This is a genomic window from Streptomyces sp. NPDC102360, assembly GCF_044766085.1.
In the GTDB taxonomy this organism is placed as follows: Bacteria; Actinomycetota; Actinomycetes; order Streptomycetales; family Streptomycetaceae; genus Streptomyces.
Genome location: NZ_JBIWLG010000003.1, coordinates 41,385 through 56,982, shown reverse-complemented (window position 1 = coordinate 56,982; position 15,598 = coordinate 41,385). Strand labels below are relative to the sequence as shown.

Genomic DNA, 15,598 nt, shown 5'->3' with positions numbered 1-15,598 from the left:
GTCAAGACTCCGACGAAAATCAAGGGGGTAGCGACCAGCACTTTTGATTTCTGTCGCCAGTCTTGACGAAAATGCGCGAGGCGAGGGAGTATCCGACCCATGGCAGTGGTCAACGCAGCGGACAAGAACCCCACCGTGCTGCGCCAGTTGCGGTACGGGAACGTGGAGCGGGTCCTCCAGGTGCTGCGCAGGCAGGGCCCCAGCAGCAGGGCCGATGTGGCCACCGCCACCGGACTCTCCCGCACCACGCTCTCCGGCATCGTCGGACAGCTGCTCGCCGACGGCGTCGTGACCGAGGAACCCGCGGGCCCGCCCTCGGGCCGCGGCCGCCCGGTGCACCGGCTCACGCTCAACCCGCGCTCCGCCCAGGCGATCGGCATCGAGGTGGGCCGCGAGCGCATCACCGTCGCGATCGCCAACGCGGCGCACGAGGTCACCGCCTTCGCCGGCACCCACCACGCGCAGCGCTCCGGAGCCCGCGAACAGGCGGGAGCCGCACTGGAGTTGCTGCGCGAACTCGCCGCGCGCGAAGGCATCGACCTCGCCGGACTCGGCGGCGTCGGCATCGGCACACCAGGTCCCGGTGACACCACGGGCGGGCCCGGTGACGCCACTGGCGGTCCCGAAGACACCACCCGCGGGCCGGCTGACACCACTGGCGCCACCTCACCCGCCGCCGGTGTGCCCCGGCACCGCCAGACCGTCGCCGACGCGGTTGCCGAAGCCCTCGACGTGCCCGTCCTCGCCGACAACAACACGCGGCTCGCGGCCCTCGGCGAGGCCATCTGGGGCGCGGCCCGCGGTGCGGGCGACGCCCTGCACCTCACGCTCTCGTACGGCATCGGTGGCGGGCTCGTCGCCGGCGGCCTGCTCTTCCGGGGCGCGCAGGGTGCGGCGGGCGAGCTCGGACACATCAGCGTCGACGTCGACGGGCCGCGGTGCTGGTGCGGCGGGCACGGCTGCCTGGAGCAGGTCGCCGCCGTGCCCGCGCTGCTGCGGGCGGCCGGGCGGCGCAGCTGGGGCCGGTTCACGCAGGCCCTCGCCGCCGGCGGGGAGACCGAGCGCGCCGCCGTCGAACGCGCGGCCCTCGCCGTGGGCCGGGCCCTCGCCGCCGCCTCCAGCACCGCCAACCCGCGCCGCATCGTGCTCGGCGGCGAGGTCGCCGAGCTGGGCCCGGTCTTCCTCGGCCCCGTCGAGGACGCCTTCCGCCGGTACACCGCGACCCGCGTCCAACACGGCGTGGAACTTGTTCCGGCCGCACTCGGCGAACGCTCCGGCGCGCTCGGCGCGCTCGCCCTCGTCTTCCACGAGTCGCCGCTGCTCGCGGGGTACGCGACGGCGGCCGCGGCGGCACCGGAGGAGTCCGCCGGGGAAGCCGCCACCCACGCCTCGTAGTACCTGTCCTGAACCGAACCACCCCCCTCGTACGATCCGAAAGGCACCGCCGTGCGCCACAACATGCTCTTCCTGATGACCGACCAGCACCGGGTCGACACCCTCGGTGCCTACGGCAATCCGCACGTGCGCACCCCGAACCTCGACCGGATCGCCGACGAGGGCACCCGCTTCGACAGTTGCTACACACCCACCGCGATCTGCACCCCGGCCCGCGCCAGCCTCCTGACCGGCGCGGCGCCCTTCCGGCACAAGCTGCTCGCCAACTACGAGCGCAACGTGGGCTACTTGGAGGACCTCTCCGACGGCCAGTTCACGTTCGCCGAGCAGCTCAAGGGCGACGGCTACAACCTCGGACTCATGGGCAAGTGGCACGGAGGTGTGCAGCGCACCGCCGCCGACTACGGCTTCGAGGGCCCGAACCTGGAGGGCTGGCACAACCCCGTCGACCACCCCGACTACCTCGACTACCTCAAGGAGCGGGGCCTGCCCGCGTACGCGATATCCGACCGGATGCGCGGCACGACACCCAACGGCAGCCCCGGCAACCTCCTCGCGGCCCGCCTCCACCAGCCCGTCGAGGCCACCTTCGAGTACTACCTCGCGACCCGCACCATCGAGATGCTCCGCCGGTTCGCCGAGGACGAGCGCGGGGGAGAGGGCAACCCGTTCTTCCTCGCCACCCACTTCTTCGGCCCCCACCTGCCGTACATCCTGCCGAACGAGTACTTCGACATGTACGACCCGGAGCTCGTCGAACTGCCCGCCTCCATGGCTGAGACGTTCGCGAACAAGCCGCCGGTGCAGAGCAACTACAGCCAACTGTGGGCCTTCGACACCATGCCGCTCGAAGACAGCCGCAAGCTGATCGCCGCCTACTGGGGCTATGTCACCCTCATCGACGAGCAGATCGGCCGCATCATGCGGGCCGTCCGCGACCTCGGCCTCGACGAGCGCACCGCCGTCTGCTTCACCGCCGACCACGGCGAGTTCACCGGCGCCCACCGCCTGCACGACAAGGGCCCCGCCATGTACGAGGACATCTACCGCATCCCCGGACTGCTCCGCGTCCCCGGCGGCGAGGCGGGCCAGGTCCGCGACGAATTCGTCTCCCTCACCGACTACACGGCGACCATCCTGGAGCTGGCCGGCGCCGACGCCGCTCCGGCCGTCGACAGCCGCAGCCTGCTCCCGCTGGCCCACGGCGAGCACCCCGAGTGGGACGAACACCACCTCGCCGAGTACCACGGCCACCACTTCCCGTACCCTCAGCGCATGCTGCGCACCCGCCGCTACAAGCTCGTCGTGAACCCCGAGTCCCACAACGAGCTGTACGACCTCCAGGCCGACCCGGACGAGCTCCAGAACCGCTACGAGCACCCCGAACTGCGGGAGGTGCGCACGCAGTTGATGCACCGCCTGTACCACCTGCTGCGCGACCGCGGCGACAACTTCTACCACTGGATGACGCCGATGTACGACGTGCCGACCGACTACGACACGACGCTGTCCGCGTTCGAGTCGGAGGGCGTGGCGCGGTGAGCGGCTGCACTCCCGATCCGGCCCCCTCCTGCTGCGCGCCGTCCCGCGAGGGCGGGGCGCGGGCCACGGACGCCGGGCCGGTCGCTCTCACCCTCGCGCCCCGCGACGAACCGGCCCACGACACCCGCGTCGACCTGCCCGGCGGCACCTTCCGCATGGGCAGCGAGGACTCCGACGCGAACCCCGGGGACGCGGAGGGGCCGGTGCGCGAGGTACGGGTGAAGGCCTTCGCCATCGACGCGTACGCCGTCACCACCGCCCGGTTCGCCGCGTTCGTCGAGGCGACCGGACACCGCACCGAGGCCGAACGCTTCGGCTGGAGCTACGTGTTCGCCAAGTTCCTGCCCGGTCACCTGCGCAAGATCTCACCGCGCCCGGATGCCACCCCGTGGTGGTGCGGGGTGGAGGGCGCGACCTGGCAGACACCGGAAGGTCCCGGTAGCGACCTCGAAGGCCGCTGGGACCACCCGGTCACCCATGTCGGCTGGTCCGACGCCGCCGCCTTCGCGAGGTGGGCCGGCGGCCGGCTGCCCACCGAGGCCGAGTTCGAGTACGCCGCACGCGGAGGCCTCGACCAGAAGCGCTACGCCTGGGGCGACGAACTGACCCCCGGCGGCGCGCACATGTGCAACATCTGGCAGGGCACCTTCCCCACCAAGAACACCGCCGAGGACGGCTACGCGGGCACGGCCCCCGTCCACGCCTTCCAGCCGAACGGCTACGGCCTCCACAACGTCGCCGGCAACGTGTGGGAGTGGAACGCCGACCTGTGGGAGCCGGGCGGCGATCCGAGCACCCGCGTCATGCGCGGAGGCTCGTACCTCTGCCACCACTCGTACTGCAACCGCTACCGCGTGGCCGCCCGCACCTCCAACACGGCGGACAGCACATCGGGCAACACGGGGTTCCGGGTGGCCTACTCGGCCTGAGCGCCGTCTGCGGAGACGTACTCCACCGTGACCTGCTCGGCGTGCGCGGCGAGCAGGTCACGCAGTTCCTCGGCCGCCGCCTTCAGCAGATGTCCGTCGCGGTCCGCGCGCACGGTCTCCATGAGGAACGCGACGCGGGTGGAGTCCTCGGTGACGCAGGTGCGGTGCGCGTCGCGGTGGTTCCAGTGCCGGGTCAGTACGCCGCTGGTGTCGGCGTAGATGACCTCGCCGGGCTTGGGGTGCTCGACGGTGTCCGGCTCGCCGAGCGGGGTGAACTCCTCGGTGCCGTCCGCGTAGCGGATCTCCACGACATCGCCGGTGACGTGGTCGAGGTCGAAGGCTCCGGCGGGCAGGCCGTGCCGCACGGAGACGGCGTTGTAGGAGTCGACCGCCGGATTGATGCGCGGCAGCGAGCCCTTCTTGGCCATGCGGCGGCCGAGCGCGTCGACGCTGGGCCGGATGCGGCGCGGGTTGGTGCCGAAGGAGCGGTACGCGGTGTGCCACGCCTCGATGCGGGGGTCGGACTCGTCGGCGGGCTGCCAGGAGCCGTCGGCGAGCTCCCGTTCCAGGTCGTCGACGGCGGTGACGGTTGCCGGCCAGGGCTCACGCCCGCGCAATCCGGTGGCCGTGACCACGGCGATCCGGGTGTCGGGGAAGGCGTCGGCAACGGCGGCGGTGAGGTGGAAGGCGGGCATCGGGGGCTCCATATCTGGGGGTGGGAAGAGGGGTTCAGGTGAGGGCGAGGAGGCTGACGGCGACGGCGGCCGTGCCCAGGCCGACCAGCTGCCCCCGGTGGATCCGCTCCGCCAGCACGCCGCGCGCGAGCAGCACCGTACCGGCCGGGTAGAGGGCGGTGATCACGGCGACGACGGTGAGATCGCCGCTGCGCGCGGCCAGCAGGAACAGCAGGTTGGCGATCGAGTCGAGCACGCCCGCGGCCGCCGAGATCCCGTACGCGGGCTTCTCCGCACCGAGCCGCCGGCGCAACAGACCGGCCGCGCCCAGCGTGACGGCCGACGACACCGCCCTGCCGACGATCAGCGGCGCTACACCACTGTCCGACGGCGCCTGGTGCAGGCAGACCAGCTGCAGCGCGATGGCCGCGCCCGCACCGAGGGCGAGCAGCAGCGCCGTGCGCGAGGGGCGGGACGAGCCGGCGCCGCTCCCCGCGCTGACCAGGACCACGGCGACGAGCGCCAGCGGCAGACCGATGAGACCGGCGAGGGAGAGGTGCTCGCCCTGCAGCAGGCCCACGGTGACCGGCAGCGCGGCGGACACCAGCGCCGTCACGGGGGACAGGACGTTCATCGGACCGATGGCGAGGGTCTTGTAGAGCAGCGCGAACGCGGCGGCCGACGCGATACCGGAGGCCACGCCCCAGCCCACGGCGGCGGAACTGAACGAGGCGCCGAGGAACGGCCACAGCAGCAGCTCGACGGCGAGGCTGGCGGGCGCGGCGACCATCACGGTGCGCAGCACGTGGGCCTTCCGGGCGCCGAGGCCGCCGAGGAAGTCGGCGCATCCATAGGCGAGAGAGCTGCCCAGGGCCAGCAGCAGAGCGATCACGAGACTTTCCTTGCCATCTTCGAGCTTCAGTGGAACGACCAAACCGTACAATGAACCGACCGTGATGTGTCAACCGAACGACCGCGCGGTACATTCCACTGTCCAGTCGGTGGTGAAGCGGAAGGTGGTCAGGTGACCGAGACAGAGGCAGCCCTGCGCACACTCGCGCACAACGTCAGGACGGCCCGCACCCGCGCGGGCCTCTCCCTCGACGAGCTCGGCCGCCGCGCCAAGGTCAGCAAGGGCGCCCTGGTCGGCCTGGAGAGGGCGCAGGGCAATCCGAATTTCGCCACCCTGGTCCGGCTCGCCGACACCCTCGGTGTCTCGGTGTCGGCCCTGCTGGAGGGCCCGGCCGAAGGGCGCGTGCGGGTCGTGTCCTCGGACCAGGTCATGCCCTTGTGGGCGGGCGAGCGGGGCGGCGAGGCCCGGCTCATGCTGACGACCACGGGACCTGCCCCGGTCGAGGTGTGGCGCTGGCGGCTCGAATCGGGCGAGGAGTATCCGAGCCACCCCCACCAGGCCGGCGTCATCGAGACGGTGAGTGTCACCAGCGGCCGTATGACCCTGGTCGTCGACGGCACCGAACACCCGGTGGCGGCCGGCCAGACCGCCACCTTCGACGGGGACGCCGCGCACACCTACCGGGGTGCGGGCGAGGAAACCTGCCAACTGATCATGACGGTGCAGCTGCCGCCGGGGTCATAGGCGCCACCTATCCGGGGCATCGATTTTTGGTCGTGGACCTCCGCGCACGCAAACCGCTTCACTGACGCGGTAGTTGGGGCGGCGCCGGACGGGCCCGGAGCCGCAGCTCCCAGCCGTGCCCGGATGGAGGTTGCAATGACGCATGCCCCGGACGCCGCCGCAGGCGCCACCACCACGGTGAAGGCCAAACCGTGGTACCGGCAGCTCTATGCGCAGGTACTGGCGGCGATCGTCGTCGGCATCGTGCTCGGCTGGCGGTGGCCCGACCTGGGCACGGCGATGGAACCGGTCGGCACGACCTTCGTCACGGCGATGAAGATGCTGATCGGCCCGATCGTCTTCCTGACCATCATCGGCGGCATCGCGGGCGTGGCCGACCTCAAGAAGGTGGGACGCACAGGCGTCAAGGCGCTCGTCTACTTCCAGGTCGGCACCATCGTGGCGCTCGGCTTCGGGCTCCTCGCCATCAACCTGTTCCCTCTCGGCGAGGGTGTGCACGCGGACGTCGGCTCCCTGCACACCTCGGGAGAGGCGAGCCAGTACGTCCAGGAGGGCGAGGCCCAGCACTGGTGGGAGTTCCTCACCCACCTGGTCCCGGACAGCTTCTTCGGCGCGTTCGTCGAAGGTGACATCCTCCAGGTGATCTTCCTCGCCGTGATCTTCGGGATCGCCCTGAAGATGGTCGGCCCGGTCGGCGAGCCGATCATCGCGTCCGTCAACCGCCTCACCGAGGTGGTCTTCAAGGTCCTGTCGTTCGTGATGAAGGCGGCCCCGGTGGGTGCCTTCGGCGCGATGGCCTTCGCGATCGGCAAGTTCGGCCTGTCCACGCTGGCCAGCCTCGGCTCGCTGATCCTGCTGTTCTACGTCACGTCCATCGTGTTCGTCGTCGTGGTCCTCGGCGCCGTGCTGTCCCTGTACGTGAAGCTGAACCTCTTCCAACTCCTGCGCCACTTCAAGGAGGAGCTGCTCCTCGTCCTCGGCACCTCCACGGCCGAGCCCGCGCTGCCGGGACTGATGCGCAAACTTCAGTTCATGGGCGTCGACCGCTCGACGGTCGGCCTGGTGGTGCCGACCGGCTACAGCTTCAACCTCGACGGCGCGGCGATCTACCTCTCCCTCGCCACGCTCTACATCGCCCAGGCCACCGACACCACCCTCACCATCGGTCAGCAACTCGGCCTGCTGGCCGTCATGTTGCTGACCTCCAAGGGGGCGGCAGGGGTCGCGGGAGGCGGGTTCATCGCCCTGACGGCGACCCTGTCGACCGTGGGACATGTGCCAGTCGCGGGCATCATGCTGATCTTCGGCATCGACAAGTTCATGTCCGAGTGCCGGGCCCTGGTCAACTTCTGCGGAAACGCCGTCGCCACCCTCGTCGTCGCCCGCTGGGAGAACGCGCTGGACCTGGAGCGGGCGCGGCGGGTGCTCGCGGGGGAGGAGGTCGAGGCGCTCCCCGCGGCCCCGGCCGAGGCGGCGACGGTGCCCGCGCAGAAGGCGGTGCCGGCGCCCGCCCCGCCGGCCTGAGCCAAGGCGCCCGTCTCGCCCCTCCCTGCGGAAACGCCCTGTCGACCTGTCGATAGGTTGCCCTGATGGCAGCAGGCGGAGGAGGCAGGATGGACGCGCGGCAACTGCAGTACTTTCTCGCCATCGTGGAGCACGGCGGCTTCAGCAGGGCCGCCGCCGCGCTCCACGTGGCGCAGCCTTCGTTGTCGCAGGCGATGGCCAACCTGGAGGCGGACCTCGGTGTCTCGCTCTTCCACCGGATGGGCCGCGGCGTCGTCCTCAGCGAGGCGGGCGCCGAACTCCTGGAGCCCAGCCGCCGAGTACTGCGCGACCTGGCCGCCGTACGCGAGCGGGCCGCCGCCCTGACCGGACTCGGCAGCGGCACCGTCGAAGTGGCCACCATGCCCTCACCCGGCATCGAGCCCATGGCCACACTGATCCACCGCTTCGCCCAACTGCACCCCGACGTCACGATCAGCACCCGCGCCGCGTTCACCCCCGAGGAGACCGTCGAACTGGTCCGCAGCGGCGCCTGCGAGCTGGGGCTGCTCGGCGCCGACAAGCCGGTGACCGCGCCCGGCATCGACATGCTGCCGGTCGAGGAGCAGCCGTTCGTCGTCGTGGGCGCGGCCGACGGGCCCTTCGCCGACGGCGCCGTGCTGCACCCCCAGGACCTGGCCGGACACAAGCTGATCGCCTCAAGGACCGGCAGCCTGATGCGCAGCATCGTCGACGACATCACCGCCCGTGGCGGGGACACCGAGATCGTCGCCGTCGTCGACCACCGCACGTCGATACTTCCACTCGTCCTCACCGGCGTGGGCGTCGCCGTGCTGCCCGCCGCCTGGACCCGGCTCGCCCGCCGCTGCGGCCTCGCGGTCGCCTCGCTCGTACCGACGGCACACCTGCACGTCGCCATGATCAGCCTGCCCGCGCATCTGACTCCGGGGGCGCGCGCCTTCCTCGAACTCACCCGCTCGCTGGCCGAACGCCGGGCGCGGACCCCGTCGACGTAACGCCCCACCCCGGGCGCGGCACCTATCAGCCGCGCCTATGTGTCGCATCGGAACCATGTCTTGGACGCCCCGCGAACAGGCCTGTTGACTCGGGAACACACCAACCGCCGCCCGGCCAGGCGCTCTTGAGCACCCCCTTGAGCACGGGCGTTTCCCGTACCTCTGGAGGCCCTCGTGTCCGAGTCGTCCGAGCCCCGCACCTTCCGCATCGCAGCCATCCCCGCCGACGGTGTCGGCACCGAGGTCGTGGCGGCGGGCCGCGCCGTCCTCGACGCCCTCGCCGCCGGCTCCGACGGGGCCTTCGCCTTCGACTGGCAGGAGTTCGACTGGGGCTGCGAGTACTACGCCCGTACGGGCAAGATGATGGCGGACGACGGACTGGACCAGCTCAAGGACTTCGACGCCCTCTACTTCGGCGCGGTCGGCTGGCCCACCGTCCCCGACGACGTCAGCCTGTGGGGCCTGCGCCTGAAGATCTGCCAGAACTTCGACCAGTGGGCCAACGTCCGGCCCGTGCACTTCCTGCCGGGCGTGCTCAGCCCGCTGCGCAAGGCCGATGACACCGAACTCGACTGGGTCGTCGTCCGCGAGAACAGCGAGGGCGAGTACGCCGGTCTCGGCGGCCGCAACCTCTCCGGGCGTGGTCCGGGCGGCGAAGTGGCCGTCCAGTCCTCGCTGTTCACCGAGGTGGGCTGCGAGCGCATCATCCGCTTCGCCTTCGACCTGGCCCGGACCCGCAGCCGCCGCAAGGTCTCCTCGGTCACCAAGTCCAATGCCCAGCAGTACGGGATGGTGCTGTGGGACGACGTGTTCAAGCGGGTGGCCGCCGAGTATCCGGACGTGGAGACGGAGAGCGTGCTGGTCGACGCGATGTCGGCGAAGTTCGTGCTCAAGCCGGAGGACCTGTCGGTCGTCGTTGCCTCCAACCTCAACGCCGACATCCTGTCCGACCTCGGCAGCGCCCTGGCCGGCAGCCTGGGCCTGGCGGCCAGCGCCAACCTCAACCCCGAGCGCCGCTTCCCGAGCATGTTCGAGCCGGTGCACGGCTCGGCTCCGGACATCGCCGGTCAGGGCCTCGCCAACCCGATCGGCGCGGTGGGCAGCGCCGCGCTGATGCTGGAGCACTTCGGCCTGCCCGACCAGGCGGCCCGCCTGAACAAGGCCATCGAAACGGTCACCGGAGCCGGAACCCTCACCCGCGATGTCGGCGGCACCGCCACGACCGAGGACGTCACCAAGGCACTGATCGACGCGCTGGCCAACTGACCCTCGCAGGGCGACTGGCCATCTGGCGCCGGCCGACCCTCGTACGTCGACACGATCGTCCCGGCCGGTCCCCGGGTCGCGCCGACAGGCCGGGACGGCCGCTCCGAAGCGGCCACACATGTGCCGGGTCCCGCACACCGCGGGACCCGGCACCGGCTACCAGCTGATGCCCGTCGCCACCGGCCGGTGGTCGCTGCCGGTCGCGGGCAGCACCCAGGAACTGTCCGCCGTGACGCCCCGGAGCAGGATCTGGTCGATCCGCACCACCGGGAAGTCCGCCGGATAACTGAAGCCGAAGCCGCCACCCGCCTCCTCCTGAGCCGACCGCAACTGCGAGGTGAGCCCGTCGAAGGCGCGGTCGTCCGTGCTGCCGTTGAGGTCGCCGAGCAGCACCACCCGCTCGCTGTCCTCGGCCGCGAGCGCCTCGGCGAGAGCCTGTGCGTTGCGGTCCCGGCTGTCCGTCCAGAAGCCGCCCCTGGGCATCACGCGTACGGAGCCCAGATGCGCCACGTACACCGCCACCGGCCCTTCGTCGGTGGTCACGGTGGTGCGCAGCGCCCGGTTGGAGGGCAGCTTCTCGGCGGCCGACTTGGCGGCGCCCAGCGGCCCGACGTCCTGTTGGAGGTCGACCGGCTCGGTGTCCGACAACGGCAGCTTGCTCCACAGCCCGACCGTGCCCAGCACCGTGTGGTGCGGATACGCCTCGGCCAGCTGCTTCTCGTACGTGCCCCGGGCCTGCGCCGTGATCTCCTCGAGCGCGAGCACATCGGCTCCGGAGGCCGCCAGATCGTGGGCCGTGCCCGCGGGATCGCGGTTGTCGGCGCCGATGTTGTGGCTGACGACGGTGAGGTCACTGGCGTCCGCCTCGGCCTTGCCGCCGAGCACGCCGCCGAAGAGCCCCGCCCACACGAGGGCAGGCAGCAGCACCGCCACCACCGCGGAAGCGGACCGCCGCCACAGCGCCCCGGCGAGCAGCACCGGCACGAAGAGGCCGAACCACGGCAGGAACGTGTCCACCAGACTGCCGAGGCCCCCGCGGTCCGTGACCCGCGCGTGCAGCAGCAGAAGCAGCCCGAGCAGCAGGGCGAGAGCCGCGAGCACCCGGCCGCGCTTCCAGGGGCCCGGCCGGGAGAGGGCGTGGAGGAGAGCACGGGAGAGGGCGCGGATCGACCGGATCATCCGTACGCGCTTGCTGTCGGTCACTTCTGCATCCTCGGGTCCTCGGTGGGGTTGGCGTACAGATCCGGACAGCCGTGATCGACGGCCTCCGGGCGGAGTTTGACGTAGAACGTGACTCCCGCCCGCGAGGCGTCCGCCGCCGCCTGGCGGAGGGCCTTGAGGAGACCCGGGGCGAGCTTGCCGACGGCCGGGGTCGTGTCGTCGAAGACCGTCACGCCGTCGGGGACCACACCGTCGGCCTCGTCCGCCGGGGAGGTCGGGGAGGTTTCTGTCGGCGGTGAGGCCGAGGCGGGTGGACTGGGTGACTGAAGGCCGAGGACCGTGGCGATCACGGCCGCGACGGCGATGAAACCGACGACCAGGAGCAGTGGACACTTCCGGCGAATCATAGCGATGCGAGTCATGCCGCCAGTCAAGGCAGCGCGATGTTGCCCAGACGTCTGCGCTTTTCGATATGCCGCCAATACGCGCCGACTCGTAGCGTGAAGGGCATGCGTGTGCTGATTGTCGAGGACGAGCGGTATCTGGCGGAGGCCGTGCGCGACGGGCTGCGCCTGGAGGCGATCGCCGCCGACATCGCGGGCGACGGCGACACCGCCTGGGAGCTGCTGAGCGTCAATACGTACGACATCGCCGTCCTCGACCGCGACATCCCCGGTCCCTCAGGCGACGAGATCGCGGGCCGCATCGTCGCCTCCGGCAGCGGGATGCCGATCCTCATGCTGACCGCGGCCGACCGCATCGACGACAAGGCCTCGGGGTTCGAACTCGGCGCCGACGACTACCTCACCAAGCCGTTCGAACTCCAGGAACTCGTACTCAGGCTCCGGGCGCTCGACCGCAGGCGCGCGCACAGCCGGCCACCCGTCCGGGAGATCGCGGGCGTACGTCTCGACCCGTTCCGCAGGGAGGTCTACCGGGACGGCCGCTTCGTCGCGCTGACCAGGAAGCAGTTCGCCGTGCTCGAAGTGCTCGTCGCCGCCGAGGGCGGGGTCGTCAGCGCCGAGGAACTCCTGGAACGTGCGTGGGACGCGCACGCCGACCCGTTCACCAACGCGGTGCGCATCACGGTTTCCGCGCTCCGCAAGCGGCTCGGCGAGCCGTGGATCATCGTCACCGTGCCGGGCGTCGGCTACCGCATCGAGGCGCGGCCGGAGGCCGGGGGAGCGGGCCGTGGATAGCGCCGTGGACAGGGAGCGTGGGCTCAGCGTCCGGCTCAAACTCACCCTGAGCTACGCCGGTTTCCTCATGCTCGCCGGTGTCCTGATGCTCGCGTCGGTGTGGTTCTTCCTGCTGAGGGACCTGCCCGACGTCAAAGCCGGCATCGGCGGACTCCAGGTCCGCAGGGAGCTCGCGCTGAACTTCGCGTCGGGGGCAGCCGTCGTCATGGCGTGCCTGCTGGTGTTCGGCCTCCTGGGCGGCTGGCTGCTCGCCGGCCGGGTGCTCGCCCCCTTGAACCGCATCACCGAAGCCACCCGCACCGCCGCGACCGGCTCTCTCTCCCACCGCATCCGACTTCCGGGCCGCCAGGACGAGTTCCGTGAACTCGCCGACGGGTTCGACGTCATGCTCGCGCAGCTCGAAGCACACGTCGCCGAACAGCGCCGCTTCGCGGCCAACGCCTCCCACGAACTGCGCACCCCGCTCGCCGTCTCCAAGTCGCTCCTCGACGTGGCCCGCGCCGATCCGCACCGCGACACCGGCGAACTCATCGACCGGCTCAGCGCCGTCAACACCCGCGCGATCGACCTCACCGAAGCGCTGCTCCTGCTCAGCCGCGCCGAACAACGCACCTTCACCAGCGAGGACGTCGACCTCTCCCTCGTGGCGGAGGAAGCCACCGAAACGCTCCTCCCGCTCGCGGAGAAGAGCGGCGTCGCCCTCGAAACCCGCGGCGACATCACCCACGCGTCCGGATCGCCGCCGCTGCTGCTGCAACTGGCCACGAACCTCGTGCACAACGCGATCGTCCACAACCTGCCCGAGCGGGGAACCGTGTGGATCACCACCGACGTCCGTCCCAGCGCGGTGCTGCTCACCGTCGAGAACACCGGCGAGACGCTGGCCCCGGCTCTGGTCGCCACCCTCACCGAACCCTTCCAGCGCGGCACCGAACGCATCCGCGGCGACCACGCAGGCGTGGGCCTCGGCCTCGCCATCGTCCAGTCCATCACCCGCGCCCACGACGGCACGCTCACCCTCACCCCACGCGCCTCCGGCGGCCTCCGCGTCACCGTGCGACTCCCGGCGGCCGTCATGTGAGGTAGGCCACCGAAGGTGTTCCAAGGGTCAAGAATCCCAGGTCACCGTGTCATCATGCGATGACATCGCTTGATGACATGAACGGGAAGAACGTGCAGCCCTCCATACCGATGCCCGCCCCGGCCCCTGCCCCGCTCCGCCATCCCCGCGCCCTGGTACCGGTGCTGGTCGGCCTCGGGATGCTCGTCGCCGTCGTCAGCAGCCTCGGCGCGCCGCTGATCCCCACCATCGCCGCCGAGGACCACGTCGCCGTCTCCACCGCGCAGTGGGCGCTGACCGTCACGATGCTGGTCGGCGCCATCGCGACGCCCGTCATGGGGCGCCTCGGCGACGGGCCGCACCGCAAGCGCGTCATCCTCGGCGGGCTCGCCGCCGTCTTCGTCGGCAGCCTGCTCGCGGCGCTGCCGGCCGGATTCGCCTGCCTCCTGGTGGGCAGGGCGCTGCAGGGCGTCGGCATGGGTCTGGTGCCGCTGGCCATCGCCACCGCGCGTGACGCGCTGCCGCCGGAGAAGGCGCGCGGCGCGGTGACGACGCTGTCGCTGACCACCGCGGCGGGCATCGGTCTCGGCTACCCGATCACCGGGCTCTTCGCGGAGTACCTCGGCATGTACGCCGGATTCTGGTTCGCGCTCGCCACGGCGGCCGCCGCGTTCCTCGCCACCCTCATCGTCGTGCCCAAGCCTCCGCACCGGCCCAGCACCCCGATGGACGTACCCGGAGCGCTGCTCCTCGCCGGAGGCATGGCGGCGCTGCTCCTCGCACTCGCCGAGGGAGAGCGATGGGGCTGGCTCTCCGCACGCCTCCTGGCCCTCGCAGTCGCGGCGGTCGTCCTCCTCGGCGGGTGGATCGGGCACTCGATGCGCTCCACGCACCCCCTCGTACGCGTCAAGCTCGTCAAGGACCGCGGCGTCCTCGTCGCCAACCTGACCACCATGGTCGGCGGCGTCGGCACGTACCTGCTGATCTCCCTGGTGACCCGGTACGTGCAGACGCCCGAGTCGGCTGGCTACGGCTTCGGCGCCTCGATCGTCGTCACCGGCCTGCTGCTCGTGCCGTTCTCGGCGGCCAGTCTCGTTACCGGGCGTCTGGTACGGGCGATGGGCCGGGCCGCGACGCCCGGCCGCATGCTGCCGCTCGGCTGCCTGCTCTCGCTCGGCTCGCTCGTCTGCTTCCTGCTCGCCCGCTCCAGCCTCTGGGGCATCGGCGCGATGATGGCGCTCGCCGGACTCGGCGTGGGCGTCACGTTCGCCGTCACGCCGGGCCTCATCGTCGGCGGCGTGCCCGCGGCGGAGACCGGCAGCGCGATGAGTTTCAATCAGGTCGTGAAGTACATCGGTTACTCGACCGGCAGCGCGCTCAGCGCCGTCGTCCTGCAGGCCTCCACCGCGCCGGGCACCTCGCTCCCCACCGACGACGGCTACCACAACGCAGGGCTCGTCGGCTGCGCCGCCTTCCTCACCACCGGTGTCATCGCCGTGGCCCTCACCCGCGCGGGCGCCCGCCCGCGCCCCTCTCTCGTCGCGGCGGGCGCGACCGCCGAGGCCCGCACCGAACCGAGCCGTACATGACCGGCACGGCCCCCGACCGGCGCCGCAACAGCGCCCGCAGTCGTGAGGCGCTGCTGCTGGCTGCCACCGAACTGTTCTCCGAGCGTGGCTACGACCGCACCACCATCCGCGAGATCGGCGAACGGGCCGGCGTCGACGCCGCCCTCATCTCCCGCTACTTCGGCAGCAAGGCGCTGCTGTACGTGGAGGTGCTGCGCGCCGAACACGGCGACACCGCCCCGGACGACCTCCTCACCGGTCCCCGCCTGCGCGAGGTGGCGCAGCGCGCGGAGCGCCGCGGCCCGGTGCCGCTGCTGCGCGTCGCCGTGCAGCCCTCGAGCGACCAGGCCGCGCAGGACGCCGCACGCGCCGCCCTCCAGGCCCGGCTCGTCGAGCCGCTGCGCGCCCGTTTCACCCGTGAGGGCCGCGACCGGCCGGGCCTGCGCGCCGACGTCCTGGTCGCCTCGGTCGCCGGAGTGCTGCTCGCCCGCCACTCCGGCGCCTTCGACGACCTGGCGGACGCCGACCTCGACACGATCGTCGACGTACTCCTGGAGGCGTGGGGCGGCGACTGACACCGCACCTTTCATCCGAGTGGCGGTATTCAAACCGTCTCGCTCTGCGCCCGCCGCCCCGGCACGTGAGCCTCGCAAGTAAGTGACCGTACTTTCGAGGTGGTGGAGATGCA

At 71.4% G+C, this 15,598-nt stretch carries 15 protein-coding genes; 11 read left to right on the top strand and 4 right to left on the bottom strand.

All coding sequences use genetic code 11. The features are described from left to right. Positions 1–99: 99 nt before the first annotated feature. The 3 genes from ACIRHA_RS14530 (at position 100) to ACIRHA_RS14520 (ending at position 3,866) form a co-directional block, all read left to right on the top strand. Positions 100–1,395, top strand: a complete 1,296-nt coding sequence (locus ACIRHA_RS14530; RefSeq protein ID WP_403844635.1) for an ROK family protein — start codon at positions 100–102, stop codon at positions 1,393–1,395. A 63-nt stretch (positions 1,396–1,458) separates the two neighbouring features. Beyond that, positions 1,459–2,937 carry a sulfatase-like hydrolase/transferase gene (locus ACIRHA_RS14525; protein WP_403846457.1) on the top strand — a complete coding sequence of 493 codons (1,479 nt, stop codon included), beginning with the start codon at positions 1,459–1,461 and terminating at the stop codon, positions 2,935–2,937. Then, positions 2,934–3,866 carry a formylglycine-generating enzyme family protein gene (locus ACIRHA_RS14520; protein ID WP_403844633.1) on the top strand — a complete coding sequence of 311 codons (933 nt, stop codon included), beginning with the start codon at positions 2,934–2,936 and terminating at the stop codon, positions 3,864–3,866. The genes ACIRHA_RS14525 and ACIRHA_RS14520 overlap by 4 nt, the downstream gene beginning before the upstream one ends. Here the strand turns inward: ACIRHA_RS14520 and ACIRHA_RS14515 are convergent. Together ACIRHA_RS14515 and ACIRHA_RS14510 are read right to left on the bottom strand one after the other, a co-directional pair. Continuing rightward, positions 3,854–4,561 (bottom strand): B3/4 domain-containing protein, encoded by a 708-nt coding sequence (locus ACIRHA_RS14515; RefSeq protein WP_403844631.1) that lies wholly within the window; start codon positions 4,559–4,561, stop codon positions 3,854–3,856. The two genes, ACIRHA_RS14520 and ACIRHA_RS14515, sit on opposite strands and share 13 nt — an antisense overlap. Positions 4,562–4,595: 34 nt before the next feature. Continuing rightward, entirely contained in the window at positions 4,596–5,432 is an 837-nt protein-coding gene (locus ACIRHA_RS14510; protein WP_403844628.1) for an EamA family transporter, read from the bottom strand. A gap of 132 nt (positions 5,433–5,564) precedes the next feature. On the opposite strand from ACIRHA_RS14510, the gene ACIRHA_RS14505 reads away from it, so the two are divergent. From ACIRHA_RS14505 to ACIRHA_RS14490, 4 genes are all read left to right on the top strand, one after another. Next, entirely contained in the window at positions 5,565–6,137 is a 573-nt protein-coding gene (locus tag ACIRHA_RS14505) for a helix-turn-helix domain-containing protein (protein WP_403844625.1), read from the top strand. Positions 6,138–6,272: 135 nt separating this feature from the next. Further along, positions 6,273–7,661 (top strand): C4-dicarboxylate transporter DctA, encoded by a 1,389-nt coding sequence (gene dctA / locus ACIRHA_RS14500; protein WP_403844623.1) that lies wholly within the window; start codon positions 6,273–6,275, stop codon positions 7,659–7,661. An 89-nt stretch (positions 7,662–7,750) separates the two neighbouring features. Next, positions 7,751–8,656, top strand: a complete 906-nt coding sequence (locus tag ACIRHA_RS14495; protein ID WP_403844620.1) for a LysR family transcriptional regulator — start codon at positions 7,751–7,753, stop codon at positions 8,654–8,656. A 174-nt stretch (positions 8,657–8,830) separates the two neighbouring features. Beyond that, entirely contained in the window at positions 8,831–9,922 is a 1,092-nt protein-coding gene (locus tag ACIRHA_RS14490; RefSeq protein ID WP_403844618.1) for a tartrate dehydrogenase, read from the top strand. 156 nt (positions 9,923–10,078) lie between these two features. On the opposite strand, the gene ACIRHA_RS14485 is transcribed toward ACIRHA_RS14490, so the two are convergent. Further along, complete coding sequence (locus ACIRHA_RS14485; protein WP_403846455.1) at positions 10,079–11,101, bottom strand: endonuclease/exonuclease/phosphatase family protein; 1,023 nt, start codon at positions 11,099–11,101, stop codon at positions 10,079–10,081. A gap of 20 nt (positions 11,102–11,121) precedes the next feature. Continuing rightward, entirely contained in the window at positions 11,122–11,505 is a 384-nt protein-coding gene (locus ACIRHA_RS14480) for a hypothetical protein (RefSeq protein WP_403844616.1), read from the bottom strand. Positions 11,506–11,592: 87 nt separating this feature from the next. On the opposite strand from ACIRHA_RS14480, the gene ACIRHA_RS14475 reads away from it, so the two are divergent. Genes ACIRHA_RS14475 through ACIRHA_RS14460 form a run of 4 tightly spaced genes read left to right on the top strand, consistent with a single transcriptional unit; the run spans position 11,593 to position 15,485 of the window. Then, on the top strand, positions 11,593–12,282 hold the full coding sequence (locus ACIRHA_RS14475; RefSeq protein ID WP_403844614.1) for a response regulator transcription factor: 690 nt from the start codon (positions 11,593–11,595) through the stop codon (positions 12,280–12,282). A gap of 4 nt (positions 12,283–12,286) precedes the next feature. Beyond that, a complete protein-coding gene (locus ACIRHA_RS14470; protein WP_403846453.1) occupies positions 12,287–13,363 on the top strand; it encodes a sensor histidine kinase in 1,077 nt (358 codons plus the stop codon). 59 nt (positions 13,364–13,422) lie between these two features. Further along, the gene (locus ACIRHA_RS14465) at positions 13,423–14,931 is read left to right on the top strand and encodes an MFS transporter (RefSeq protein ID WP_403844612.1); all 1,509 of its coding nucleotides are present in this window, start codon (positions 13,423–13,425) and stop codon (positions 14,929–14,931) included. Then, a complete protein-coding gene (locus ACIRHA_RS14460) occupies positions 14,928–15,485 on the top strand; it encodes a helix-turn-helix domain-containing protein (RefSeq protein WP_403844610.1) in 558 nt (185 codons plus the stop codon). Before ACIRHA_RS14465 ends, ACIRHA_RS14460 begins: the two co-directional genes overlap by 4 nt. Positions 15,486–15,598: the final 113 nt, after the last annotated feature.

What these genes read in the sequence shown, in the direction of transcription:
- ACIRHA_RS14530 (WP_403844635.1), top strand. Translation starts at nt 100, where the DNA reads ATGGCAGTGGTCAACGCAGCGGACAAGAACCCCACCGTGCTGCGCCAG.
- ACIRHA_RS14525 (WP_403846457.1), top strand. Translation starts at nt 1,459, where the DNA reads ATGCTCTTCCTGATGACCGACCAGCACCGGGTCGACACCCTCGGTGCC.
- ACIRHA_RS14515 (WP_403844631.1), bottom strand. Translation starts at nt 4,561, where the DNA reads ATGCCCGCCTTCCACCTCACCGCCGCCGTTGCCGACGCCTTCCCCGAC.
- dctA (WP_403844623.1), top strand. Translation starts at nt 6,273, where the DNA reads ATGACGCATGCCCCGGACGCCGCCGCAGGCGCCACCACCACGGTGAAG.
- ACIRHA_RS14495 (WP_403844620.1), top strand. Translation starts at nt 7,751, where the DNA reads ATGGACGCGCGGCAACTGCAGTACTTTCTCGCCATCGTGGAGCACGGC.
- ACIRHA_RS14485 (WP_403846455.1), bottom strand. Translation starts at nt 11,101, where the DNA reads ATGATCCGGTCGATCCGCGCCCTCTCCCGTGCTCTCCTCCACGCCCTC.
- ACIRHA_RS14480 (WP_403844616.1), bottom strand. Translation starts at nt 11,505, where the DNA reads ATGACTCGCATCGCTATGATTCGCCGGAAGTGTCCACTGCTCCTGGTC.
- ACIRHA_RS14475 (WP_403844614.1), top strand. Translation starts at nt 11,593, where the DNA reads ATGCGTGTGCTGATTGTCGAGGACGAGCGGTATCTGGCGGAGGCCGTG.
- ACIRHA_RS14465 (WP_403844612.1), top strand. Translation starts at nt 13,423, where the DNA reads ATGACATCGCTTGATGACATGAACGGGAAGAACGTGCAGCCCTCCATA.
- ACIRHA_RS14460 (WP_403844610.1), top strand. Translation starts at nt 14,928, where the DNA reads ATGACCGGCACGGCCCCCGACCGGCGCCGCAACAGCGCCCGCAGTCGT.